Origin of the sequence: Ferrovibrio sp. (genome assembly GCF_019636075.1) — a bacterium.
Taxonomy (GTDB): Bacteria; Pseudomonadota; Alphaproteobacteria; order Ferrovibrionales; family Ferrovibrionaceae; genus Ferrovibrio.
On sequence record NZ_JAHBYG010000013.1, the window covers coordinates 1 to 25,947 of the forward strand.

The following is a 25,947-nucleotide window of genomic DNA, read 5'->3' on the forward strand; positions in this document are numbered from 1 at the left end:
TGTTCCGATGGATCGGAATGGCGGAAAGCGGAAGCCGGAATCTGGAATGTTTCGGATTGCTGCTCGCCCAACACACGATCCTGCAAGGTGGCTGCAAGTTCCACCGGATTGATCGGCAGGCTGAAGAAGCTCTGCACGAAAGACGATACGGTGAGCGGCGCACCGCCCAATTGAGAATCGCCGGTGGCGTAGGTGCTGGATGTACCGCTGGAATTGCCGGTGTTGTTGTTGGAAACCGCATTGGGCTGATTGAGCGCCGTGTTGGTCAACTCCACCGGCGGCAAAGTGGGCGGCGGCGTAACCACCACGACCGGCGGCGGTGTGGGCGTGGTGGTGCTGGGCGGCGGCGTATCCAGGGATGGCACGCTGAATTGCACCAGAGCGGTGGTGCTGAGCGGACCGCCTGCCCCGGTATTGCCCAGATCGTTGGAAACGATGGTGAGCAGGCTGGTGCCGCCGGCGGGTTTGGTGATGGTATAGCTCAAACCCGCAAGGGCCGTGTTGATTTGACTCAGCGTACCGGTGAGCACGATATTGTTGGTGTTATTGCCGCCGCTGGTGATCAACGCCGGATCGGTGAGCATCAAGCTGCCTTCGGTAACCGACAGCGACAGCGTCATGTTGCCGGAGCCGACATCCACATCGCTTACCGAAATTGCTGTCGTCCCGGTAAACAACTGCACACCGCCGGAATTGAGCGTGAGCGCGGAGGGTGCGGTGATTACCGGCGCATCGTCGATCGGGTTGATCGTGATGGCCACCGTGGCAGTGCTTTCTTCATCGCTCGCCCCGCCGCTGATACCCGGATCGGCGCCGGTATTGCCCTGATCGTTGAACACAACAGTCAGCGTGTCGCTGCCGTTGTAATTGGCCGTGGGCGTATAGACCATGCCGGCTATCGCCGCATTCAGATCGGCCTTGGTGCCGGTCAGGGTCATGCTGCCGCTATTGTTGCCGCCGGCCGTGAAGGTAAGCCCGGTTGTGCTGCCAAGCGACAACGTGCCGTGATCGACACTCAGAACCAGGCGCAGAACCCCGCCTTCGTCATCTATATCCGCCAGGGTTATCAGCGTGCCGCCGGTAAAGGTCAGTGTGCTGTCTTCATCAATGGTCTGCGCACCGGGTGCGGTGATGGTCGGCTGATCGTTGATCGGCCCCATATTGATGCTTACCGTGGCGGTGCGTTCTTCATCGCTCGCGCCGCCGCTGGTGCCCGGATCGGCGCCGGTATTGCCCTGGTCGTTGAACACGATGGTCAGCGTGTCCGCGCCGTTGTAGCTGGTGGTGGGTGTGTAGGCCAGGCCATTGATCGCCGCATTCAGATCGGCCTTGGTGCCGGTCAGGGTCATCGTGCCGCTATTGTTGGCACCCGCTGTCACCGTTACACCCGTGGTGCCGGCCAAGGCCAGCGTGCCGTGATCCACGCTCAGGGTAACCCGCACGATGCCGCCCGCATCATCCACATCCGCAAGCGTGATCAGCTTAGCCCCAGAGAAAGTCAGCGTGGAATTCTCGCCGATATTCTGCACGCCGGGCACCGTAATGGTCGGCCGGTCGTTGATCGGATTGACCGTGATGGCCACCGTGGACGTGCGTTCTTCATCGCTCGCGCCGCCGCTGGTGCCCGGATCGGCGCCGGTATTGCCCTGGTCGTTGAACACAACAGTCAGCGTGTCGCTGCCGTTGTAATTCGCGGTCGGCGTATAGACCAAGCCGTTGATGGCGGCATTCAGATCGGCCTTGGTGCCGGTCAGGGTCATCGTGCCGCTATTGTTGGCACCCGCCGTCACCGTTACACCCGTGGTACTGGCCAAGGCCAGCGTGCCATGATCCACGCTCAGGGTAACCCGCACGATGCCGCCGGCATCATCCACATCCGCAAGTGTGATCAGCGTACCGCCTGAGAAGGTCAGCGTGGTGTCTTCATCAATGGTCTGCGCTGTCGGAACCGTAATGGTCGGCCGGTCGTTGATCGGGCTCACCGTGATGGCGACGGTCTTGCTGTCCTGTTCATAGACCGCCGTGCCGGTGAGGCCCGGATCGATGCCGGTATTGCCATCGTCGCGCAACACCACGGTCAACGTATCGTTGCCGTTGTAATTGGCGGTCGGCGTATAGACCAGGCTGGTGATCGCCGCATTCAGCGCCGCCTTGGTGCCGATCAGGGTGATGGTGCTGCTGTCACTGGCACCGGCCGCAATGGTCAAGCCGGTAAGGCTGGAGAGGTTAAGGGTGCCATGGCTGACCGACAGAATCACGGTCATCGAATTAGTGCCACCGGACTCGCCGTCATCCACATCGGCAAAGCTGATCAGCTTGGTGGCATCGAAAGCAATCGGCGTGTCTTCGTTGGTGGTTTGCGCCGACGGCACGGTCACGGTCGGCGTGTCGTTCACCGGATGCACCGTGATGGCGACGGTATCGGTGGTCTGTTGCGCGCCGCCGGCCCCGCTATTGCCGTTATCGTTCACCGTGATGGAAAGCGTATCGGCGCCGTTGTAGTTCAGGTTGCCGCGATAGATCAGGCCCTGCAATGCATTGTTGATCGCGGTCTTGGAACCGGTGAATGTCATGCTTGCATCGGCGGTGCCGTCGCCTGTGCCGAAAGTGAGGCCGGTCAGGCCGCTGAGCGTGAGCGTGCCATGACTGACCGACAACGTCACAGTCAGGCTGCCGCCGAAATCGTCGCTATCGGTCACCACCACGGCATTGCCGTTGCCGGTGGAGAAAGTCAGGTTGGTATCTTCGTTCACTTCCTGCGGCGCCGGCTTGGTAACGCCCGGGGCATCGTTGGATTCCGACAGGATCACGGTGATATTCTTGGTATCGGTCAACGCGCCGGTGCCGCCATTGGCCAGGTCGTCGATGGTGGCAGCAATATTCACCGTGGCATCGGGATTGCCGCCTGGCGGAGCATAGGACAACGTCTGCAACGCGGCATTCAGATCGGCCAGCGTGCCCTCTACCACAATGGTGCTGGAACCATTGCTGGTGCTGCTTACGAACGTGACGCCCGTTACGCTGCCCAGCGTGAGCGTACCGAATGCGGCATTGCCAACCGTATTCGTTGCGACGAGGGTAAGCCGGTAGGTTTCTGTGCTCAGTTCGTAGGGCGTATCCTTGGCATCGGAGAAGCTGATCGCATTGCCGTTGCCGGTGTTGAATTCCAGCGCCTGCGCAGTGAGGATATATTGCGTGGCGCCCGGCACCGTGATGGTGGGCGCATCATTCACCGGTGTTACGGTGATATTCACGGTCTTACTATCGGTCTGGGCACCGCCGGTGCCGGTATTGCCGTTATCGTTCACCGTCACCGTAAGGGTATCGACGGCCTGCGAATTGAATGCGCCCGCGCCGGTGGCGTTGAAATCGGCACTGGCCGTGTAGCTGAGGCTGGCTAGCGCGGCGTTCAACGCGGTGCGATTGCCGGTGATGGTCATCGTGGCGGATTCATTGGCGCCGGCACTGATGGTGATATTGCTGGTGGTGCCGAGCTTCAGCGTACCATGATTGACGCTGAGCGTGACCGAAAGGCTGCTGCCGAAGGAATCCGCGTCGGCAATGGAAATCAGATAGCCGTTATCGGCATTCAGTTCGAGGGCGGTATCTTCCACAGCGGTTACCGTGGCGGGCGCGGTCAGCGCCGGGGCGTCATTCACATTGGACGCGTTGATGTTGATCGTCTTGGTGACGAAATTATAGCCTGCATCCGCACTGGCCGGATCGTCGCCGCCATTATTCACATTCGGCCCGGTGCTGATCTGGTCGTTCACCGTCACCACAAGCTGCAGCGTCCGGTCTTCATCGGTCGGCACCTGTAATTGCAACCCATCCAATGCAGTGCGTACATCGGCGCGCGTGCCGGAAAACGTGACCGTGGCGGTGCCGTTACCGGTGACCGCAAGCCCGGATGTGGATGCCAGGGTGAGCGTAGCCGCGGCATAAGTGGCGCCGGAAACCTGCAGATCAAGCGTAACGCTGAGATAATCGTCGGCCGAACCCAGCACGAATCCGGGATCGTTGTAATCGGGATCATCCACCACGATGGCATTGTTGTTTGCCGCCGAGAATACCAGCGGCGTGGTGGTGGCAAAGGTTTGCGTGCCCGGCACGGTAAGCGTGGGAGCGTCGTTCACCTTGGTGATGGTGATATCGTAGGAGCCATCGACCGAGCCCCCTGCGCCATCGCGTACTGTGAAGTTGAATGTATCGGCGAAATTCTCACTGCCGTTATGGGTGTAGGTAACACGGTTATTATCCAGATCATCCTGGGTAAAGACCGAGCCCAGACCCAATGTCGCGCCATTCAGCTTCAGCGTGCCATAAGCCACATTGGTGGTGATCAGGTATTGCCGCTGGATGGTGGTGCTGTCGGGATCCTCATAGACCAACCGGAAATCATCGCCGGCTGTGCCGTTGCTGCCCTTGATGGTGCCGGTGCCGCCTTCGATCAGCACCATATCCTTGCGCTCGACCGCTACCGGCGGATCGTTCAGCGGCGCGGCCTTCACATTCACGGTGTAGGGATCGGACAGGCTGTTGCCCTGGCCCTTGTTGTCGTCCACCTGGATCTGGAAGCTGTCGGTGAAGTTTTCGCTGCCGTCATGCACATAGCGCAGATTGCCGGCATCGAGCTGAGCCTTGGTAATCACCGTGCTGGTGGTAACCGTGGTCTCGAAGCTGCCGTTATTGTCGGCATCCAGCATCAACGTGCCGTGGCTGGGCAAGGCCACCACTTTGAAGGTCAGATTATTGGCGGTGGAGAAAGTTTCGGTACCGGCCTTGTCGCCGCTGCCATCCACATCGGCCAGCGTGAGCACACTGTTGTCGATCAGCGTGTTGCCGCCTTCATTCACCACCGGAACCTTCAGCACCGTGGCCGTGGGCTGGTCGTTCACCGGCGTGATGTCGAAATCCATGTTGACCAGCGAACTGACATTCTTGCCGTCGCTGACCGTGAACTGCACGCGATTGGAGGTGGTGACGAAATTCTCGCTGCCGTTATGCTCGTAAGTAATCAGGCCGTTATTCACATCAGCTTGGGTAAAGCTGTCAAACAGCCCCAAAGCCACGCCATTGCGATACAATGTGCCATTGGAGGATACGTTCTCGATACGATAGACCAGTTGCTCCGGCGTGGAATCCGCGTCGATGGTGATCAGATCGGTATTCGTGATGGTAACCGTGGCGCCTTCATCCAGCGTGACGGTATTGGCGGTGATCGAAGACGGCGCCTGATTGGCGGCCACGAAATCCAACGCTCCGCCCCCGGGCCCGCCGGCACGGAAAGGCACATCGATCTGGAAGGTGATGACGGTGAGCGGCGCCGATTGGCTGGCATCATCATAGATGCCGCCATTGCGGGTATCCGGCCAGGCGCGGATGCCGCCATCCTTCACCGTGAATTGGAAACTTTCGGTGCGGGCGGTGGAACCGGTGTCGAAAAAACGCACGAGATTGTTGTTGATATCATCCTGGGTAAAGGTACCGCCCACCACCAGGTATTTCCAATCGGAGCCATCGAAAATCTGCACCTGGCCGCCAGAGGGCACGGTTACCAGGGTGAAGGTGATGTTTTCATCGCCGGAATCGACATCGGTCACCCTCAGCAGGGTATTGGTGATCAGCAGTTCGCGTCCCGCGCCGTCGTCGATCACGGCATGCTGGTTGGTTTGCAGCACCGGATCGTCGTTGTTGAGCAGGATTTTGAGCGTGATGGTGGCATCCACGCTCAGCTTGGCGCCCGCCCCTTCGCCGCCGCCATTGTCGGTCACCCGCACATCGAAGGTCTTGGGGCCGGTCGGCTCGTCCTCGCTGGCATCATAGGTCAGCAGCGAAAGCTGATCAGACATGATGATCTGTCCGATCGTTACCGCCACGCCGTTGTATTTCAGCACGCCCTCTGTGGGCAGGCTGAGAATCTCGATGCTGTGCGGCCCGTCGCCGATATCCACATCGCCGATGGTGATGGTAACCGCCTTGCCGGTCTCGCCCTCGTAAACATCGGTGGAGCCCTCCACCGTGGGAGCCTGGTTGAGCGGCGTGATGGTGATATTGATCGGGATCGGCGTGCTGGGCGTGCCGCCGGCCTTGCCCAATATGCCGCCCGCGCCATCCTCGATACTGACGCTGAAGCTATCCACGATATCGCTCGGCACCTGGCTGCCGTCATGGATGTATTTCAACTGGCCGATCTTGGTCTGATCGAACACAGTACCCACAACCACCGGATTGCCATTCAAGGTCAGCGTGCCATGGGTTGGCAGCACCTCAACCTTGTAGATGATCTGTACGGCCTGGTTATCGGGATCGACCGTGGTGAAATTGGCCGTGCTGAACGTCAGTTCGCCGCCTTCCTGCACCGTGGCGCCGTTATTCACCAGCACCGGCACGTCGTTCACCGGCGTGATATTCACATTGATGGTCTTGCTGCTGTTGCCATTGGCATCGGCAGCCTGCACCGTGATGGTGGCGGCGCCGGTATAATCGTCGGTGGCGCCGGAGCCTTCGGTGCCTTTGTATTTCATGCCGTTCAGCGCGGCATTCACATCGGCCACCGAACCGCTGAACGTAACGCTGCCGGTGCCGTTGCCGGTCAGGCCGCTCAGGCCGCTGGTGGTGGCCAGGCTGATCGTGCCATTGGTGGCAGTTACGGTGATGTTCACCGAGGTTGAATCGGAATCGCTGACAGTGAATTGTGTCACGGTCAGTTCGGTTGCCTCATTGATGATGAATATCTGGCCAGCCGTGGCCGAGGAATTCACCGTGGGCGGGTTTTCATCGGCCAGCAGGCCATTGAAGGTCGTCAAAGCTTCATCACTGAACGGCACCGATGCCTCGATGCTGCCGGTGCTGTATTCCAGCACCCAGTCGCCGCCGCGCAGGGCCGCGCCGGTATCGTTGGTGGATGCTGCCACATCGGCTCCGGTCAGCCGGGCCAGTTCCTGCACGAATGCGGTGCCATCGGGGCTGGCCGCCACCGAGCAGCCGTAGAGCAGCAGATCGCCGCCAGCCGCCAGCGCCTGCCCCCATTGCGTAACCATATCGGCAGTCGATTGCTGCAGCGCTGCCAGATTGAGCACGGCGCTGCCCAATGCAATGGCGCCATCATCGCCATGGCCGAGGATATGCACGGCCCGCACATTCTGCAGCCCGGCCAGCGTATCGGTGATCGCCTGAATGCCATCCTCATCGGCGCCGATGAAACGCACCAGCACGGATGGCCCGAGATCGGCGGCCAGGGCCTGAGCGCCTTCCACCTTGGCATCGATGAACACAACGGTCTTCGGGCTATTCTCGATGGCCTCCAGCGCGGTTTGCGGCGGCGCTACCAGCTCGCCGGTTTCCGCAGCGGAAGCCTGTTGCGCTTCGCCAACCGCATCTTCGTTCTGGGTGAGTGACGCAATCAGCGCTGCTACTTCGGCTTGCTGCTGATCCTGGCTTTGCTGTGCCGGTTCATTCTGCGATTGATTTTGCGTTGCATCCGTCACCGCAGCCGGCGCGGCGGCATCGAACAGGATGCGAGGCTCAAGCGCACGCAGAGTGAGTGGCTGATATACAGCCTCAAGATGATGCCTTTTGCTCGAATTTTTCTTCGGCCGCAAAAACATTGGTTTCCTCATTCGATATCACAGCGAGTACCGACCGCTGATCGCCATCTAATGTATTGCAGTCTAGGCTTGTATATTATGAGCTTAAAAAACGCCTTCTGGATTAGAGAATTACCCAGGCGGGTATAAGAGATCAAGGATTCATCGTAATTTTCGATTGCAGATTGGTGATTTTCTCAATTGCAAAAAGCCAACCGGCCAACCGATGCAGCCAGGGATACTCTGCATATAAAATCTTCTTAAGGTTGTTTTTTTTAGTTATGCAGAGCCAAATATAGAAAATGGCCCGAAGCCATTTAAGCGCAAGAAACACTTCTATAAGTGGAAAAATGCATCTTTAAAGATTAGTTCTTTAGTATAAATCGAATGCGCACCCCCTCAAAGCAATCATACCGGGTTACCATACGCGGTTGCTCCGACTCCCTATTAAGTAGTGGTAAAAAAGGCATTGCTGATGTGTAGAGGCTGTTTTGCGCAGCCGCCCGCCAAAGCGCATAATCCGGCTGGTTGGGCGCCGGCAGCTTTCATGGTCGGCCCCCTTAGCTTGAGGATGCGATGCCCCGCCCGATTCCCCTTATTGCTTTCATCCTGCTTGTTGTGGGCGGCGGCCTGCTGATCGGCTCGCAAACCCTGCCCGGCCCTTGGTATGCCGAATTGCAAAAGCCGGTTTTCAATCCGCCGAACTGGTTATTCGGCCCGGTCTGGACCCTGCTCTATCTGCTGATCGCCATCGCCGGATGGCAATGTTGGAGATACATCCGCAGCAGCCTGGCCATGCGGCTCTGGTGGCTGCAACTGGCGCTGAATTTCATCTGGTCGCCGGTTTTCTTCGGCATGCAATCCATCGGCTGCGCGCTGATCATTGTGCTGCTGCTGCTGCTTGCCGTTGCCGCTTTCATCATGGCCGCATGGCGGCCGCATAGGCCGGCGGCGCTGCTTTTCCTGCCCTATCTTGCCTGGGTGGCTTTCGCAGCGTTGCTCAATGGCAGCCTGTTCCTGCTCAATCCTTAACGGCCCGCCTGCACCAGTACGAAACCCTGGGCATCGCGCCACACGCTCAGCGCCGGTCGTGTGCCAGCCATGGGTATGGTGGCTTCATAATTGCCGGCAGCCAGCATGACGGCGGGCGACCAGATCGCAGCGTCGACATCCAGCAGAGCGGCAACATCCTCGCCTTCCTCCGCCGGCCGCGAACAGAACTGCGCAAAGGCTTCGTTGGCCAGAATCAGCCGTCCGGCAGGATCGGCCAATGCCACCGGCTGCGGCAAGGCCATTGCCACCAGGCGCAATCGATCGGCTTCGGCTTGCGCCTGATCCAGATTGTCGCGCAACGCCCGCATACCAATTGCCGCCAGGGCCAGCGCGGCAAGATCCTGCAGCAGTTTGCGCTCTGCCGGCGCCATGCCTGTGCGCGGCTCAGGCCCGAACACACATACCGTGCCGATGCTATAGCCATTCGGCAGGCGGATCGGCGCCCCGGCATAAAAGCGGATGAAAGGCGCCCCGGTTACCAGCGGATTGTCGTGAAAACGCTCATCCTGGCTGGCATCGGCCACCACGAATACATCGTCCTGCAAAATGGCATGGCCGCAGAACGAAACGTCGCGATGGGTTTCCGGCGCATCCAGGCCTACCCGCGCCTTGAACCATTGCCGGTGCTTATCAACCAGGGTAACCGTGCAGGTGGGCAGATTGAACAAAGCCTGTCCGATACGCACCACGGCATCGAAATCGGCTTCCGGCGCGGTGTCGAGCAACGGCAGCGCATGCAGCGCGGCAAGCCGGAATATTTCATTCCCTGGAATTTCCGGCGCCTTCATAGGAATGCCTTTTTCCAATTGATCCCGCTGAGATCATACACCGCATGAACCACGCAAACACGCAGCTTGCGATCGGCAAAGGGCAGCAAAAGGATTTCGCAATCATGCTTCACTTCGATGGCCGAACTGCGCTGCAGGCGCCGCGTTTCCGGCTGACGGCTACGCGCGATGCGCATGAAAGGTCCAATCACCGCCGCGCGGCTGATCGGCGAGCGCATGGCGCCAAAACTCATGCCGCTGCGGCAATCCGGCAACAGATCCAACAGCAAACCGCCCACATGCTTGAAAATCGGATCGCCCTGCATCGGCAGCATCACCGTTGCCGATGCAGCCTCGATGGCCATCACCTCGGGCGCATTGGCGAATGTGTTGAAGTCCTGCACATCGGGCATCATGAAGTTGCCACGAAACAGCAGCCAGTCGTTATGCAACTTGCGCAAACTTGGCGATAGAACGTCGATCCAGCCGCTCACGACACCTCAATAAAGAACCATGCAACACCTTAGCTGTTGCGTAGAATATTTCGGGCCATATTCGGCCATAAGCGATGCACCCATCGCAGCAGCCGGGTCTTGCCCACCCAAATCTCAGTAGACCCCCGCAACATGCCAGCCACCACCTCGGCGGCGGCATCCGCGGCTGCCATTTTGACGCCACCGCGCCCCCGCGTCAAAGCGGTATCGACATACGCCATCACCGCATCAATGACGCGAATATTAGGCGCTGCATCCGCGCACCGATAGCGCAAAGCCGTGGAAAAGACCCGTAAGCCGGCCTTGGTGGCGCAGTAAACCGGCGCGCTGCGTTTGGGCGCCAGGGCCAGGCCGGAGGATATATTCACAATAGCGGCCGCAGGCTGGCGCGCCAGCAGCGGCATCAGGCCCAGGCTCAGCGCAATCGGCGCCATCAGATTGAGTTCCACCTCACTGCGCAGGGCTGCCATGCAGCCGTCATCACCGATCCCGACAGATGCCATATTCACCTGCATCCCGGCATTGTTCACCAGGATGGCCAGGTCAGGCCAGCGCTGTTCGATCTCGGCAATCGCCCGTGCCTGGGCGGCCGGCTGGCTCAGATCGGCCACCAGATATTCGCCTGGCAGGCTGCCTGCTGATCGCGGCAGATTGGCAGCCGCCGCCTCGGTGCGCGCCGCATCGCGCCCCAGGATCACCACACGCGCACCCAACTCGGCCAACCGGCGGGCAATCTCCAAGCCAATACCGGCGGTGCCGCCGGTCACCAACACGACTTTTCCTGCGACACGTTCGGCGCTGTTCATGGCGATTTCTCTTGCTTTTGTTTCACATTCCCCGCAATTTATGAGTAAATACTCACATATGCTACTCGCCTTGCCAGACCATGCCGAAACCCGCCATCAATCCACGTAAAAGGCCACGCCAGACGCGCTCGGCGGCCACGTTCGATCTGGTGCTTGAGGCGGCTGCTCGCATTCTGGAGCGCGGCGGATTGGCCGCATTCAACACCAATGCCATCGCTGAAAGGGCCGGCATCAGCATCGGCAGCCTGTATCAATATTTTCCCACCAAGGAAGCGATCCTCGCGGAACTGATCCGCCGCAAGCGCAATATCCTGCTAGGCCATATGCAGACGGCAGCCCAGCAAGGCCAGAGCGCACGCCTGGCACCGGCCATAGATGCCCTGATCGATGCCGGCATTGCGCATCAACTCAGCCGCCCCAATCTGGCTCGCAGCCTGGAATACGCCGAAAGCCTGCTGCCCATCACGACCGAAACCGAAACCCTGAAGCAGCAGATCGTGCATGCCATCGCCTCGGTGCTGGCCGCCCATGGCATTGCCGATCCGGCCCTGGCGGCGCGCGATCTGGCCGCCCTCACCCGTGGCATGATCGATTCCGCCGGGCTGTTCGGTGAAACCGATGCGGCTTCTTTGCGCAATCGCGTGCGACGGGCGGTGTTCGGTTATCTCGGCATACCGCAGGGCAAACGCCGGCAAGCCGTTTGATTTTTTTTGCGCCCCCGTTTGACTTGGCTCAGCCGCGCAGGAAGGCCAGCCGTTCGTCGCTGCGGCCGGGTGCGATCTCGTAAATCTCCGGCGTCACCACCTGCTGCGCTACGAAAGGATCTTCCGCCACAAAGGCTTCAAGCGCCGCACGCGCAATGCCATGAGCCAGGATGCCGCCGCCCAGGCCCGGCCCCAGGCTGCCGGCAAGCAGGAACACACCGGTATCGAAACCGCGCTTGATCCAGGCATTATGCCCATCCATGAAATGCGGCGCCTGCGCCTTGTTGGCCGCGAATTTCAAAAACACCACAAACATTCTGCCACTCCCTTTTTGTTTGCCTAGCGCGAGGCCTTACGGATTTTCGGTTTCGACAATCCATCCAGCCAGGCATTTATCTGCGCCACTTCGCGGCGGATGAACGCCTCGTCGCGGAAAGCATTGGCCAGGGTAGCCACGCCCTGGCTGTGCATCAGCACATGCATGGCCAGGTGATCGGCCTGCGCCTTATGGCCCAGTTCAGTGAATTGCCGGGCCAGCCAGGTGCGGAACAGCGTGAAAATGCTGTTGGCACGGCCCTGGGCCACATGTTCCAGCTTTGCCAGTTCATTGCACAGCGTGCCAACCGGGCAGCCGAAACGCATGATCTTGGCGCGGTTCATCAGCAGAATATCTATGAAGCTGCGAATGCGGTCGGCCGGATTGGTGGTTTCCGCCGCCCAGTCTTCCAGCATACGTGCGGTATTCTCCAGCCGCAGCGCAATCACCGCATCCAGAATCTCGTCCTTGCTCTTGAAATGGTAATAGAAATTGCCGCGCGAAAGCTGTACGGCCGCCGCGATATCGGCAAACGAGGTATGCTCGAAACCGTTTTGATAAAACAACGCATCGGCCGCTTGCACGATCTGCCGGCGTGTCGTTTCAGCGCGCATATCACCCTCTAGGACATTTGACCTAAAAACAGATTAGGACAAACGACCTAGAAACGTCAAGTCTCGGCTCAGTCGCCCCAGGCAACCGCCTCGGCATGGGCGCGAATATCCGCCGGCCAGGCAGCCGCATGCCGGTGAAACGCCGCACGGTTATCGGCAAACAGCGCACGGCTGGCCTCCTCGAAGCCCGGCAGGTCGCCTGCTATGCCAGCCATGAAGCGATAAGCCGCTTCACGCGCCTGGCGTGCCGCGCTGATCCCGCCATCGGCCCGGCGTGCGGCATCCACCAGCCGGCGCAAAGCCTGCGAGGCGCCGCCGGGTTGTGCGGCTAGCCAATCCCAATGGCGTTGCAGCAAGGTCACCTCGCGGGCAATCACCCCCAGCTTTGGGCGCCCTCGCCCGCGCGGAACGGGCATTTGTTCCGCCAGGCCGCGTGGATCGAGGTCCACCACCGCGCCTGTCGTATCGTCGAATACCAGAAGGGTTTGCTGCGGATCGGCTTTCTCGGCAGCGCGCACTGCCGCCGACACAGTAGGCAAACCGCCCTGAGCGATCTTCTTGAAGCCTTGAAAGGCGCTGTAGCTATTCTCTGTCATCGGATTAATTTACCCGGATAATATTTCTTGTCAATATTTTACCCGGGTGATATTAGCGCGGCAGACAAACTGGAGCCAAAACCATGACCAATATGCAGCGCAAAGCCGCGATTGCCGCCTATAAGGAGCGCAAAAGCCAAGCCGGCATCTATGCCATCCGCTGTCAGACCAGCGGACAATGCTGGGTAGGCCGCAGCCTGGACCTCGACAAGATTGAGAACCGGCTATGGTTCACCCTGCGCCAGGGCGGCAATCCGCATCGCAACCTGCAACAGGCCTGGCAGCAGCATGGCGCCGAAAGCTTCACGCTGCAGCGCATGGAAATCCTGGATGAGGAAGAACTGGATTATATCCGCGACGCCAAGTTGAAAGACCGCCTGACCCATTGGTGCAAAAAGCTCAAAGCCGAGGCGATATGAATGATCGAAATCAAGGAGGCGAATGCCGGCTCAGGCTACTGAATCGAACGCCGCCTTGATTTCAAAACATTACGGGAGACAATCGTGAGCCAGGCCAGCGAAGATTTTACCGCCTTAGACCTTTACTGGCGCGCCGCCAATTACCTCTCCATCGGGCAGATTTATCTGTTGCGCAATCCGCTGCTGCGCCAGCCACTCACTGCAAACGATATCAAGCCACGCCCGCTGGGCCATTGGGGCACCGCGCCGGGCTTGAATTTCATCACCGCCCATCTCAACCGCATCATCCGCCGCACCGATCGCCGCATCCTGCAAATTGTCGGCCCCGGCCATGGCGCTCCGGCCGTGGTTGCCGGCGCCTATCTGGAAGGCGTGTATTCCGAACTGTTTCCCGATGTGGGCCAGAATGCCGAAGGCATGGCCAAACTGTTCCGGCAATTCTCCTTCCCCCATGGCGTGCCCAGCCATGCCTCGCCGCAAACCCCAGGCTCGATCCATGAAGGCGGCGAACTGGGCTATGCGCTGTCGCATGCCTATGGCGCAGCCTTCGACAATCCCGATCTGCTTGTTGCCTGCATCATCGGCGATGGCGAGGCGGAAACCGGCCCGCTGGCCGCTGCCTGGCATTCCAACAAATTCCTGAATCCAGCGCGCGATGGGGCGGTGCTGCCGATCCTGCATCTGAACGGCTACAAGATCGCCAACCCCACCATCCTGTCTCGCTTGCCGGAAGCCGAATTGCTCGATCTGATGCATGGCTATGGCTACAAGCCGTATGTGGTTGCCGGCGACGACCACGCCGCCATGCATCGCCAGATGGCCGCTGCGATGGATGCCATCTTCGCTCGCATCGATGCCATCCAGCAGGCCGCGCGCCGGCCGGATGCCATTGCCGGCCAACGGCCACTCTGGCCGATGCTGATCCTGCGCAGCCCCAAGGGCTGGACCGGGCCGGCTGAGGTGGATGGCTTGCCCAATACCGGCACCTGGCGCGCCCATCAGGTGCCGATCCCCAATCTGCGCGGCAACGAAAACCACCGCGCGCAATTCCAGCAATGGCTGCTCAGCTACAAACCGGACGAATTGTTCGACGCCGAAGGCGCGCCGCGCGCATGGATCGAACAGGCTCTGCCCCGGCCTGAGCGACGCATGAGCGGCCTGCCGGAGGGCAATGGCGGATTATTGCTGCGGGATCTGCACCTGCCGGATTTCCGGGCCCATGCGCTGGATCTGCCAAAGCCCGGCCGCAGCATGGGCGAGGCCACCCGTCAACTCGGGCTTTATCTGCGCGATGTGCTGACCGCCAATGCGCAAGCGCAAAACATCCGGCTCTTTTCGCCGGATGAAGCCGCCTCGAACCATCTGGATGCCGTCTTCCAGGTGACCGATCGCGGCTGGATGGCCGACCGCCTGGCTACCGACGACCATCTTGCTGCCGATGGGCGGGTGATGGAAATCCTTAGCGAGCATACCTGCCAGGGCTGGCTGGAAGGCTATCTGCTCACCGGTCGGCATGGCCTGTTCGCCACTTACGAGGCCTTCGTGCATGTGGTCGATTCCATGTTCAATCAACATGCCAAATGGTTGCAGGTATGCAACGAAGTGCCATGGCGCAAACCGGTGGCCTCGCTCAACTATCTGCTCAGTTCGCATGTCTGGCGCCAGGACCATAACGGCTTCAGCCATCAGGATCCCGGCTTCCTGGATCTGGTGGCCAACAAGAATGCCGATGTGATCCGCATCTATCTGCCGCCCGATGCCAACACATTGCTGGCCGTGGGCGACCATTGCCTGCGCAGCCGCAACCGTATCAATGTTGTGGTGGCGGGCAAGCATCCGCAATTGCAATGGCTGGATATGCCCTCGGCCATCGAACATTGTGCGCAAGGCATCGGCGCCTGGGCCTGGGCCGGCCATCCCGATGCGGCTACCGGGCCTGCAGGAACAAGCTCTGCCGCCGATGCCGTTCTGGCCTGTGCCGGCGATGTGCCCACAATCGAAACCATGGCCGCCGCCGCCCTGCTGCGCCAGCATTTGCCAGACCTGCGCCTGCGCGTGGTGAATGTGGTGGACCTGATGCGCCTGCAGCCCGCCGATCTGCATCCCCATGGCATGACGGATGCCGCTTTCGATGCGCTGTTCACCATCGACAAGCCAGTGATTTTCGCCTTCCATGGCTATGCCGCTCTGGTGCACAGGCTGGTCTATCGCCGCCGCAATCACGCCAACTTCCATGTGCACGGCTATCGTGAACAGGGCACCACCACCACGCCCTTCGACATGACGGTGATCAACCAGCTTGATCGCTATCATCTGGTACTGGCGCTGCTCAAGCGCCTGCCCGATATGGGCGCGGCCGGAACCAAACTGCGCAACCTGGCGGAAGACAGGCTGGCCGCCCATCATGCCTATATCGGCGAACATGGCGAGGATATGCCCGAGATTTCCAGTTGGGCCTGGCCTTACTGATGCCGCGCATCTTGCTCACCTTCAACCCCGGCTCGGCCAGCATAAAGCTGGGGCTTTATGCATTGGAGGCGGCGCAGCCGAGACGGATCGGGCGCGGCATGATCGATCTGCACCAGCACCCCTTGCGCCTGCATCTGACACAAGGCGCACAGGATATCGCTGTGCCTTTGCAGGCGCCTGCCAACGACGATATGGCGCCGCTGCTGGAAGAAACCTTCAACTGGCTGGCGCGGCATTACGGCACCGAAGCGATAGCCGCCATCGGCCATCGCGTGGTGCATGGTGGTGATCGTTTCGATGGGCCTGTATGTATCGACGATACCGCGCTGGCCGCAATCGCCGAACTGGTGCCGCTTGCCCCGCTGCACCAACCGCAAAGCTTGCGGCTGATCCGCGCGCTGCGCTGCCTGCTGCCCGATCTGCCGCAGATCGCCTGTTTCGACACGGCCTTTCATCATCGCCAGGCCGACCTTGTGCGCCGCTTCGCCCTACCCCGCTCATTGCATGATGCGGGCATCAAGCGCTATGGCTTTCACGGCCTGTCCTACAACTCTATCGCCAACCAACTGGCAGCGGATTTTCCGGCCCTGCATGCCGGCCGGGTGATCGTGGCGCATCTGGGCAGCGGCGCCAGCCTTTGCGCGCTGCATCAGGGCCGCAGCATCGAAACCAGCATGGGATTTTCCACTTTGGACGGCATCCCGATGGCCACACGGCCCGGCACGCTGGATGCCGGCGTGCTGCTGCATCTGCTGCAACGCGGCGGCCATACGCCCGACAGCCTGGAAGACCTGCTCTATCACCGCTCCGGCCTGTTAGGTCTGTCTGGCATCAGTGCCGATAGCCGCCTGTTGCTGGAAAGCCCGGCACCTGAAGCGCGGCAGGCGCTGGAACATTTCAGCTTCCGCACCGCGCGTGAAATCCTGGCGCTCACCGCCGGACTGGGTGGACTGGATGGCATCGTGTTCACCGCCGGCATCGGCGAACATCAACCCGCCATCCGCCAGGCAATCTGCAAGTATATCCGCTGGCTGGGATTGCAGCTCGATCCCGAGGCCAATGCCGCCAATGCGCAAACGATCAGCACGCAAACCAGCCGCATCCATGCCCTGGTGATTCCCACCGACGAAGAACAGATCATCGCCGAAGAAACGGCCCGTTTGCTGGGCCGACAGGCCGCTTCAGGCTAGCAGCCGCTGTTCATCCAGCAGGGCTGCATCGTCGTTAGCCACATTGCCGACGGCGACATCCACTGGATAGGCATGCATCAAGTCTGCCGGGTAGCTACGGATCAGGCCCTGTGGATCGCCCGGCTGCTCGCCCAACCAGAGCGGCCAGGATTCGGCCGGCAGTATCACCGGCATGCGTTCATGCAACGGCGCAAGCAGGCTGTTGGCGGCGGTGGTAACGATGGCGAAGCTGCGATGGATTTCGCGCGTGGCCGGATCGCGCCAACGGTCCCAGATGCCGGCAAAGGCAAACAGACCATCCGGCGCACATGGCCGCACGGCATAGGGCTGCTTGCCGCGCCCCTCGCCCTTCCATTCGTAGAAGGCATCGGCAGGAATCAAACAGCGGCGTTCGGCAAAAGCTTCGCGGAAGGTCGGCTTTTCATGCAGGCTTTCGCCGCGCGCATTCATCATCGCGGCGGCGCGGGTTTTATCCTTGGCCCAGAGCGGCACCAGACCGAAGCTGAGCGGATCGATCTGCCGCCGGCCGGTTTGCGGATTGAAACGCACAACCAGCGCGGCTTGCGTGGGAGCGATATTATAGCGCGCCGGCATGTTGGGCCGCTGGCCACCATCGATGCCGAACATCGCAACCAGCACTTCGAGATTGGCCTTCTGCACAAACCGCCCGCACATACCCGCTCCTTCCGGCCCGAATCGAGCCGATAGCGGGAATCCTAACCAAAGTGGCGTCAGGAAAACAGATTGAGCAAGTAGCTGTTGCCGCCACTGGAGGAGGAGGAGGAATCCTTCAGCACCAAATAGCGCGAAACCAGCTTTTCCACTGCATCGGGATCGCTTTTCAAATCGTCCAGATCCACCTTGCGTTCCAGGGCGGTAACCTGGGCCTCGGTTTCCTGATAAGCGATTTCCTTCGGGATGGCATTGGCAACCGTCACCACTTCGCGCAACACGCTATCGGCCAGCAGGCTCACCGTGGAGGTGGCATCCTGGATACGGCGACCGAATTCGATGGCGGCACGCACGCCGGGCGCCTGCTCATCGAGATGGCGTTCGTATTCCAGCCGCTGGTATTTCTCCACCAGGCTGCTCACCATGCTGTCGCCGGTCAAGGTGGAAACCCCATCCTCGGCGATGTTCAGCGACTGCGCCATTTTCAGGAAGCGGGTATCCGAGAACCGGTTGGCCAGCGAATTTTCGTCGCTCAGATCACTTTCCAGTATCTTGCGTACCTTGCCCTTGTTGGTCGCTTCGCTTTCCAGATCGAAGGCGCTGAGCACGAAAGTCAGCAACCGGGAATCGCCGAACAGATCGTCCAGCGATTTCACGTTGCCGATATTTTCCTTGAAATAGCTGATATCGCGCTGCACATCGCTGCGCTTGATGAATATCTGATATTCATCGCTGTCGTATTCGTAGGCTTCATCGGCCTCGCTGGTGCTGGGCTCGGCGATTTCCTCCAGCAGGGCCTTGGTCTTGATGCTGCTGTAGGTCGAAGCTTCGGAAGCCGCCAGGCTGCTGCTGATACCATCGTTGCCGCCGGCGCCGAGATTGAATTTCTTCGCCAGTTCGAGTTCATGCACGCTACCCTGGCGCGCCGCCGAATTTGTGTCGTTCAGATCGCTGCCCAGTATCTCCTTCAGCCGGTCCTTGTTGGCACGATACAGATCGCCCATACCGTTGGCTTCGGCCGCGATACGCAGAAAGCGGTCATCGTTCAATAGTTCATCGGCAGTGGCGCCCGATGAAGCCAACGACTTCATGTATTGCGCATCGGACTGCACCTGTTCGTTATCGCGGGTATATACCTTGTTGCGCACTGCGATGGCAGCATTCTGCATCTCGCGGATTTGCGTATCCAGCACGGAAGATGCGCTGCTATCGTCGGATTTCGCTTCGTTTTCGTCGGCGGTCTTTTGCAGGCGCTTATACACCGCCACGGCGGATTGCGTGTTGCCGGTGGTGCTGCTGCTTGAAGAGCTGCTGTATAGAACGCTCAGATCGATGCCGGCCATGGCTGGGTTCTCCCGCACGGATGGAATTTTCTATCCGCACTATCCCCCAGGCAGCACCAAGCCTGAACCCAAAAGCCACGACTGCAATCTTCTGTTACCAAATTACATGGTTTACGGCCATTAACCCTGCCAGCGCTTTGCGCTCGCCGGCGTTTCTACCGGCACGCCGCAGCCAAACACCATATCCACCACCTGGCCATCGCCAGATAACGGCAGCAGCAAGGCCTGGAAGCGCTGCACGCCCTCGGCGATAGTATAATCATAGGTCAGGCTACGCATGACCCCCTCTTCCGCCACCGCCGTATAAAGCCGCAGCAATTCCTCGCGGAAGCCCGGCAAGCCGATCTCATCCAACCAGCGGCCGGTCTGATCCGCGCCGTGGTAATGCACGAACTCGGTTCCGAACAAACGATAGCGGAAGCGCGGCGGCCTATCCGCCTGGCGCACAACATCCACCAGCAGGATATGGCCGAGCAGATGGCGCAGTTCCAGCGGATTGATATCGGCACGTGAGAGAAAACGACGCTGGCCGCGCTTGGCGGCCCAGAAATCCAACAGCCCGCGCAACCGCTGATCCAGATCGGCTTCGGCGAGCGGAATGCAGTAACGCCACTGTTTGGTGCTGTCGATATCCATAAAATCTTCCCGGCGGCCCTGTGGATCGGACCTTGCCGGGAAGTTTAAAGATTAGGCGGTGGCTTGGGAACTAGAAATCCACCCGCATGCCGAGAAGGCCGAAATTGACCTTGGAATCGTTGTTCACGGCGGCAGTGGGCGCCACTGCGTCTTCGTATTCATAACGGCCCAAACCGGCAAAGCCCAAAACGCCCGGCCCAAGCTGGTAGGTGGCGCCCGCCGATACCCAGGTGTAACTGTCGCGCCCCGCAACAACCACGCCGGCCGCATTGCCCTGGTCGGTCTTGGTGCGGGCATAATCCACGCCGAGGCTGTAGGAACCGGTGCGCGTGCCGTCGCTGATATAACGAGCGCCGGCGGTGTAAACATCGCGCTGATCGCCGCCTAGCCCGGTTGCCGGATTTTTCGAGCCGGTCTCTTCATTCTTGTAAAGGCCGCCCACCTGCACGGCAGAGCCGCCTTGGATATTGTAGGTCAGCATGCCGCCGAAGGCGTAACCCTGCAGGCCATTCTGCTTGAAGATGGTGGCTCCGCCCGATGTGGTGTTGGCCTCGATGGAATAGCGCACATAGCCGGCATACAGGCCGATATCCAGGCTGCCGAAGCTCTCTACGTAATTGGCGCCGACCGTGTAGACGTTGGAAAATTGCCCGGCATTCACCGTGCTGCCGAAGCCGCCGCCGCAAGAGCGGCCGGAGCCGGCCGTGACATTGGCTGCCGCCGTGCCGGTGGCTTGGCTGAAATCCTCGCAGCCATCGGGCACGTAGGATAAACCGAGCATCAGGCCCTTGCCGGCCTTGGAGCCGAAATACCGATCCGCCGCTGTGTAGAGATTGATGCCCTCGGCATCATCGCCGACGAATTTGCTGTAATTGCCCGCCGTGCGCGCGCCGGTGGGCGCGAGGGTGATGGCAATCGGTCCGCTGGGATCAACCGTGCCATAGCCCGGTATGGCAATCGGCGCGCCATAAACCATTTTCGAAGTGGCGCGATCGGTGGAGCCCAATTCGACACGGCCGAGGTCGCTACGTTCCAGGATCAGGTAGCGTTCGTCGATCTGGTCGGCCTCGGTGGAAGCCTCCAGTTCCACGCGGCCGCCGATCACCAGGCCATTATCCAGCACCGAACGCAGGTTGAACCAGATTTCCGCATCCGCCGAAAGCGCCGTGCTGTTGCGGTCCACTTGCGTGGGATTGTTGGGCCGATCCTGAACCTTGAACACTTCGGCGAGATAACCGCCCACGGTGATCTTCGGGGCCTCGGCCTTCACCTGCGCGAAAGACGCATCGGCAATGGCAAGCGCGGATAATCCGACGAGGGCTGAATAAAGACGCAAATGCTGCTGCATGGCCAACTCCTGCAAACTTGGCGGCGAACCTGACGCCAGACATGGCGCAGCTGCAGCCGGAGAGCAAGCGCTGGAAATGTGAGCGCCGTCACACCCGCCAGCAACGTGATCTTACGCCTTATTCGCGTCGTAATACAGCACGGCCCAGTAATTGTAGATTACCGCGAAAACCGCCAGACCCAAGCCGAAGAAAGTGGCGCCGAAATCATGTGCGCGGGCGGCAATCACCACGCCAACGATGCCGAGCAGCACGGTCAGCACGCTCATCACCCAGAATCCGATGATATTCATTGTTTCGGCCTCCTTAGCCGCTGTTGTGCATCGGCGTCGTCGAACAGTACGCGCTGTCCCTCGCCTTCCAGATCGTCGAATTGCCCGGAGCGCAAGGCCCACAGAAAGCCCACCATGCCGAGCAGGCCGAGGCCGAGTGCAGCGGGAATCAGATAGAGCAGAATGGTCATGCTTGGCTCTCCTGTTTGCGCGTCTCTTGTCCACGTGGCAGGCGCAGCGCATTCAGCACTACTACGAGCGAGGATGACGACATCGCCACCGCCGCTACCAGCGGCGTGACAAAGCCGGCAATCGCCAGCGGCACGGCAAACAGATTATACACCAGCGCCAGCCCAAGATTTTCCACCGTCAACCGGCGGCTGGCGTTGGCCAGCTTGAGGAAATCCGCCACCGCCATCAAACGTCCGCCGCGAAACACCGCATCGGCGGCATTCTGCGCCACATCCAGCGCACTGGTTGGCGACAGCGAGGCATCGGCCGCCGCCAAGGCCACGGCATCGTTCAGTCCATCGCCCACCATCAGCACACGATGGCCCTGGCGCTGCAGATCGGCGATGCAGGCCGCCTTGCCCAGCGGATCGGTTTCGGCGCGCCACTCGGCTATGCCCAATTGCCCGGCGATTTCGCGCACCACCGGCATGCGGTCACCGGAAAGCAGCAGCATGCGATAGCCGCGCCCGCGCAACGTTGCGATGGTTTCGGCGGCATCGCTGCGCAAGGCATCCTGAAATCGGAAACGCAGCGGCGCGGCGCCTGGCCGCGTAAAACAGATTTCGCTGCCCGGCATGGCATCGTCGCTGGGCGGCAGGCCGCAGAAACGCGCATTGCCCAGGCGCATCTCGCCATCCGGAGTGGCGCGCCGCAGGCCACCGCCGCTCACCTCCTCCACGCCCTCGGCCGGCCAAGCATCGGGGCAGGCCGCCAGCAGCGCACGACAAAGCGGATGCCGGCTGCGTGCGGCAAGTTCAGCCGCCGCTCGCAGATCCTCGGGCCGCAATGCCGGATCGACCAGCAGGCGCGGTTCGCCCATGGTGAGCGTGCCGGTCTTGTCGAATACGATGGTATCTATCCCGGCCGAACGCTCCAGCGCCGACGCGGATTTCAACAGGATGCCGGCGGCCATCAGGCGGCTGCTGGCCACCACCTGCACCACCGGCACCGCCAGCGCCAGCGCACAGGGGCACGTGATGATCAGCACGGCGGCGGCAATCAGGATGGCACTGCGGATATCGGCATCGCCGATGAACACCCAGCCCAGAAAACTGAGCAAGGCCGTGAGATGCACCACCGGGGCATAATAGCGCGCCACCTTGTCGGCGAGTTGCACGAAACGGCCCTTGCCCTGCTCGGCGGCTTCCATCAGGCGCGCGATCTCGCCCAGCAGCGTATCGCGCCCCACGGCGGTAACATCCAGTTGCAGCGGCGCATCCAGGTTGATCATGCCGGCGAACACCTTGCCGCCCGGCGCAATGGGGCGCGGCATGGTTTCGCCATCGATCAGGCTGGCATCCAGCGCCGACACGCCCTCGCGCACCACGCCATCCACGGCAATGCGTTCGCCGCTGGCCGCCAGCACGCGGTCGCCCAATTGCACGCGGGCGGCAGGCCGTTGACGCGGGCCCTCGGCGGTCAACACGGTTACCGGCCGCGCGGTGAAAGCGATCAACCGTTCGGCGCCGCGCCGGGCCACGCCGCGCGCGCGGCGATCCAGATAGCGCCCCACCAGCAGGAAAAACAACAGCGTCACGGCCGCATCGAAATAGGCATGCGGGCCCGAGCGAACCAACTCGGCCACGCTCACCGCCGCCGCCAGGGTCACGCCGATGGAGATCGGCACATCCATGTTGCTGCGGCCCTGGCGCAATGCCGCATAGGCCGAACGGAAGAATGGCTGGCCGGCATACAGAATGGTGGGAATGGCGATCAGGCCGGATAGCAGATGAAACAAATCGCGCGTGGCCGGCCCCATCGAACCGAGATGCCCCGACCAGACCGAAACGCTGAGCAGCATGATATTGGCGGCGGCAAAGCCGGCCACCGCCATGGCGCGCAGCAACGCCTTCTCTTCCGCCTGGCCGGCACGCTCCAGACCCTCCGCCGTGTATGGCAGGCAGCGATAGCCCAGGCTCTGCACGATGGCACCCAGCGCATTCACGCGCTCGGGCTTGCCTTTCCATTCCAGATGCAGCCGCCGCGTGGTGGCCGAAACCCGCGCAACGGTCACATCGGGCTGGGCATGCAGGGCCTGTTCGATCAGCCACAGGCAGGCCGCGCAATGCAGGCCTTCCACCAGCAATTCGATACGATAACCGGCGGCCTTATCATCGGCGAGCGGCACGACGAAATCGTTCCAGTCGATACCGTCGGTCGCTGTTTCAGGCCGCTCGCCCAACGCAGCATTACCGCGCAGGGTATAATACTGCTCCAGCCCAAGGCCTTTGATGATGGCATAAGCGCCGGAGCAGCCCCGGCAGCAGAAACGGCCATCGATAGGTGCTGCGCCGATCTCGCCGCCGCAATGCACGCAGGCGGTTGCCGCCGAGGCCGCTGGCCCGGCAACATCGCCCCGCGTCAATTGCAGCAGCGCAGCATTCATCGCACGAACAGCCTCTCCGCGCCCTCATATTGCCGCTCGCCGATACTGGCTGTGTAATGCAAATCCCATTGACCATGCTTGGGCGGCAGCAATTCGGCGCGATAGCGGCCGGCACCATCGGGCCGGAAGCCCAGTTCCAAAGCCGCGAGATTTTCCACCGGCCGCTGCAATTCCGCCGCGATGGACAGATTGTCCAGCGGCTTGCCATCGGCATCCCGGAAGGCGAGTTGCAGCACGATGGTGCCATCGGCTTTTTCCTCGCGGTTCAGCGTCACCTGCCAACCCATGGCGGCCTGTTCGGCCAGGCGCGCCTTGGTGCGGTCGAATTCCTGCCCCTTCTGATAGGGATGCTGCACAACCAGCCCGCTGAAGGTATCGGTGGCGAACATGATCAGCGTGGCATTCACGCCGATCACCACCAGAAAGCCGGCCACGAACAGCCAGGGAATCCAGCGCCCCCGCGATTGCATCGCTTTGGATTGCATTGCTGTGGATCTGATTGCTGCAGCCATAGCACCCCTCCTGTAACGTGAATGTCAGTTCGGGCCGTTGAACTTGGTGTCGTAGCTTGTCGCCTTGCGGCCGGTGGCTGCATCGCGCAACACAAGCTCCACATCCATGCTGGCGCCCTTGATGGCTTCGCGCGGCATGCGCACAAACAGCCGGAACTCGCCCACGCTGTCGGGCTCCACATCCAGCACCAGTTCCTTCTGCAAACCGGCATCGCGCTCGCCGCCCAGGAACAGGCCCGCCATGGGCTGACCATCCAGGCTGAGGCGATATTGCACGGTCTCGCGGCGCTTGTTCAGCACCTTCACGGTATAGCCGTTGCGCAACGAACCATCCGACAGGGTGACGAATAGCGGCGCACGATCATGCAGCACATTCAGCTCCACATCGCTGCGCAACAGCAGCGCGGCGGCCATCACCGCAGCCACCACCACCAGCATCACCGAATAGATCACCGTGCGGCTGCGGATCAGTTTGACGATCTGCGGCTGTTTCTTCGGCCGACGCTCCAGATTCTCCATCGAGACGAAATCGATCAGCCGCAGCGGCCGGTCCACCTTCGCCATGATGTCGTCGCAGGCATCGATGCACAGGCCGCAGCCGATGCATTCCAACTGCTGGCCATCGCGGATATCGATACCGGTGGGGCACACATTCACGCAGGCGCGGCAATCCACGCAATCGCCCCGGCCTTCCCAGCTCTGGCCCGCCTTGTGGCTGCCACGGGTTTCGCCGCGCCAACCCTGATAGGTCACGGCCAGGGTATGCTCATCCTGCATCGCGGCCTGAAAGCGCGGCCAGGGGCACATATAGGTGCAAACCTGCTCACGCGCCCAGCCGGCCAGCAGGTAGGTAGTGCCGGTGAACAGGCCGAAGAAGAAATACGTGCCCATGCCGGCCTGGCCGGTGAGCATTTCCCGCGTCACCGTGGGCGCATCCTGGAAATACATGATCCAGGCGCCGCCGGTGGCCGCAGCGATCAGCAGCCACACCGTATGCTTGGCAATCTTGCGCCAGGCCTTGGCAAGGCTCAGCGGCTGCTTGTCCAGCTTCATGCGGGCATTGCGGTCGCCCTCGATCCAGCGCTCCACAAGCATGAACAGATCGGTCCACACGGTTTGCGGACAGGTATAGCCGCACCAGATGCGGCCGAACAAAGCGGTGGCCAGGAACAGCGCCACCGCGCCCAGGATCAGCAACCCGGTGATGTAATAGATTTCCTGCGGCCAGATTTCGATCCAGAAGAAATAGCCGCGCCGGCCTTCCATATCCAGCAGCAAGGCCTGATCGGGCGCATTCGGCCCGCGATCCCAGCGGATCCACGGGCCGATATAATACAGCGCCAGGCAGAGGATCAGCACACCCCACTTGATGTTGCGGAAATAGCCCGACACCGCGCGCGGATACACCTTCACATGGTCGGCATAAAGCGAGGGGGCGAACATGCCCAGGACTGCATCCGAATGGGCAGCCTCGGCATGGCTTTCCGCTTCGGGCTTGAGGCCCGACTTGCTGGGTATCTGGTTCACGTCTG

21 protein-coding genes are annotated in these 25,947 nt (G+C 60.9%); 5 read left to right on the forward strand and 16 right to left on the reverse strand.

Annotation, left to right across the window (positions count from 1 at the left end; translation table 11 throughout):
- A partial coding sequence (locus KF827_RS07695) for a cadherin-like domain-containing protein (RefSeq protein WP_291002925.1) occupies positions 1 to 7,610 on the reverse strand: 7,610 nt, incomplete at its 3' end.
- 555 nt (positions 7,611 to 8,165) lie between these two features.
- On the opposite strand from KF827_RS07695, the gene KF827_RS07700 reads away from it, so the two are divergent.
- Positions 8,166 to 8,621 (forward strand): TspO/MBR family protein, encoded by a 456-nt coding sequence (locus KF827_RS07700; RefSeq protein WP_291002928.1) that lies wholly within the window; start codon positions 8,166 to 8,168, stop codon positions 8,619 to 8,621.
- Here the strand turns inward: KF827_RS07700 and KF827_RS07705 are convergent.
- The 3 genes from KF827_RS07705 to KF827_RS07715 are packed head-to-tail and all read right to left on the reverse strand — an operon-like array spanning position 8,618 to position 10,709.
- Positions 8,618 to 9,430, reverse strand: a complete 813-nt coding sequence (locus tag KF827_RS07705; protein ID WP_291002931.1) for a GAF domain-containing protein — start codon at positions 9,428 to 9,430, stop codon at positions 8,618 to 8,620. The genes KF827_RS07700 and KF827_RS07705 overlap by 4 nt on opposite strands.
- Complete coding sequence (locus KF827_RS07710) at positions 9,427 to 9,903, reverse strand: hypothetical protein (protein ID WP_291002934.1); 477 nt, start codon at positions 9,901 to 9,903, stop codon at positions 9,427 to 9,429. Before KF827_RS07710 ends, KF827_RS07705 begins: the two co-directional genes overlap by 4 nt.
- 29 nt (positions 9,904 to 9,932) lie before the next feature.
- Positions 9,933 to 10,709 (reverse strand): SDR family NAD(P)-dependent oxidoreductase, encoded by a 777-nt coding sequence (locus tag KF827_RS07715; RefSeq protein ID WP_291002937.1) that lies wholly within the window; start codon positions 10,707 to 10,709, stop codon positions 9,933 to 9,935.
- Between the two features lie 80 nt (positions 10,710 to 10,789).
- Between KF827_RS07715 and KF827_RS07720 the strand changes: the two genes are divergently transcribed.
- Entirely contained in the window at positions 10,790 to 11,413 is a 624-nt protein-coding gene (locus KF827_RS07720) for a TetR/AcrR family transcriptional regulator (protein ID WP_291002940.1), read from the forward strand.
- Positions 11,414 to 11,441: 28 nt separating this feature from the next.
- Here KF827_RS07720 and KF827_RS07725 read toward each other — a convergent pair whose 3' ends face one another.
- The 3 genes from KF827_RS07725 to KF827_RS07735 form a co-directional block, all read right to left on the reverse strand.
- On the reverse strand, positions 11,442 to 11,729 hold the full coding sequence (locus KF827_RS07725) for a hypothetical protein (protein WP_291002943.1): 288 nt from the start codon (positions 11,727 to 11,729) through the stop codon (positions 11,442 to 11,444).
- 23 nt (positions 11,730 to 11,752) lie between these two features.
- On the reverse strand, positions 11,753 to 12,343 hold the full coding sequence (locus tag KF827_RS07730) for a TetR/AcrR family transcriptional regulator (protein ID WP_291002946.1): 591 nt from the start codon (positions 12,341 to 12,343) through the stop codon (positions 11,753 to 11,755).
- A gap of 68 nt (positions 12,344 to 12,411) precedes the next feature.
- On the reverse strand, positions 12,412 to 12,939 hold the full coding sequence (locus KF827_RS07735) for a DUF2239 family protein (protein WP_291002949.1): 528 nt from the start codon (positions 12,937 to 12,939) through the stop codon (positions 12,412 to 12,414).
- 83 nt (positions 12,940 to 13,022) lie between these two features.
- On the opposite strand from KF827_RS07735, the gene KF827_RS07740 reads away from it, so the two are divergent.
- The 3 genes from KF827_RS07740 to KF827_RS07750 all read left to right on the forward strand — a co-directional run bounded on the left by KF827_RS07740 (position 13,023) and on the right by KF827_RS07750 (position 17,017).
- Positions 13,023 to 13,358, forward strand: coding sequence for a GIY-YIG nuclease family protein (locus tag KF827_RS07740; protein ID WP_291002952.1), 336 nt, complete (start codon positions 13,023 to 13,025; stop codon positions 13,356 to 13,358).
- Positions 13,359 to 13,442: 84 nt separating this feature from the next.
- A complete protein-coding gene (locus KF827_RS07745; protein ID WP_291002957.1) occupies positions 13,443 to 15,827 on the forward strand; it encodes a phosphoketolase family protein in 2,385 nt (794 codons plus the stop codon).
- Entirely contained in the window at positions 15,827 to 17,017 is a 1,191-nt protein-coding gene (locus KF827_RS07750) for an acetate/propionate family kinase (RefSeq protein ID WP_291002960.1), read from the forward strand. Before KF827_RS07745 ends, KF827_RS07750 begins: the two co-directional genes overlap by 1 nt.
- On the opposite strand, the gene KF827_RS07755 is transcribed toward KF827_RS07750, so the two are convergent.
- The 9 genes from KF827_RS07755 to ccoG all read right to left on the reverse strand — a co-directional run bounded on the left by KF827_RS07755 (position 17,009) and on the right by ccoG (position 25,942).
- A complete protein-coding gene (locus KF827_RS07755; RefSeq protein ID WP_291002962.1) occupies positions 17,009 to 17,692 on the reverse strand; it encodes an SOS response-associated peptidase in 684 nt (227 codons plus the stop codon). The genes KF827_RS07750 and KF827_RS07755 overlap by 9 nt on opposite strands.
- Positions 17,693 to 17,748: 56 nt before the next feature.
- Positions 17,749 to 19,032 (reverse strand): DUF1217 domain-containing protein, encoded by a 1,284-nt coding sequence (locus tag KF827_RS07760; protein ID WP_291002965.1) that lies wholly within the window; start codon positions 19,030 to 19,032, stop codon positions 17,749 to 17,751.
- 120 nt (positions 19,033 to 19,152) lie between these two features.
- Positions 19,153 to 19,668, reverse strand: a complete 516-nt coding sequence (locus KF827_RS07765) for a PAS domain-containing protein (RefSeq protein WP_291002970.1) — start codon at positions 19,666 to 19,668, stop codon at positions 19,153 to 19,155.
- Positions 19,669 to 19,738: 70 nt separating this feature from the next.
- Positions 19,739 to 21,016, reverse strand: a complete 1,278-nt coding sequence (locus KF827_RS07770) for a porin (RefSeq protein WP_291002973.1) — start codon at positions 21,014 to 21,016, stop codon at positions 19,739 to 19,741.
- A gap of 111 nt (positions 21,017 to 21,127) precedes the next feature.
- On the reverse strand, positions 21,128 to 21,307 hold the full coding sequence (locus KF827_RS07775; RefSeq protein WP_291002976.1) for a hypothetical protein: 180 nt from the start codon (positions 21,305 to 21,307) through the stop codon (positions 21,128 to 21,130).
- The gene (gene ccoS, locus KF827_RS07780; protein WP_291002979.1) at positions 21,304 to 21,477 is read right to left on the reverse strand and encodes a cbb3-type cytochrome oxidase assembly protein CcoS; all 174 of its coding nucleotides are present in this window, start codon (positions 21,475 to 21,477) and stop codon (positions 21,304 to 21,306) included. The genes KF827_RS07775 and ccoS overlap by 4 nt, the downstream gene beginning before the upstream one ends.
- The gene (locus KF827_RS07785) at positions 21,474 to 23,903 is read right to left on the reverse strand and encodes a heavy metal translocating P-type ATPase metal-binding domain-containing protein (RefSeq protein ID WP_291002982.1); all 2,430 of its coding nucleotides are present in this window, start codon (positions 23,901 to 23,903) and stop codon (positions 21,474 to 21,476) included. The genes ccoS and KF827_RS07785 overlap by 4 nt, the downstream gene beginning before the upstream one ends.
- A complete protein-coding gene (locus KF827_RS07790) occupies positions 23,900 to 24,415 on the reverse strand; it encodes a FixH family protein (protein WP_291002985.1) in 516 nt (171 codons plus the stop codon). The genes KF827_RS07785 and KF827_RS07790 overlap by 4 nt, the downstream gene beginning before the upstream one ends.
- Before the next feature lie 24 nt (positions 24,416 to 24,439).
- Positions 24,440 to 25,942 carry a cytochrome c oxidase accessory protein CcoG gene (ccoG, locus tag KF827_RS07795; protein ID WP_291002988.1) on the reverse strand — a complete coding sequence of 501 codons (1,503 nt, stop codon included), beginning with the start codon at positions 25,940 to 25,942 and terminating at the stop codon, positions 24,440 to 24,442.
- Positions 25,943 to 25,947 lie beyond the last annotated feature (5 nt).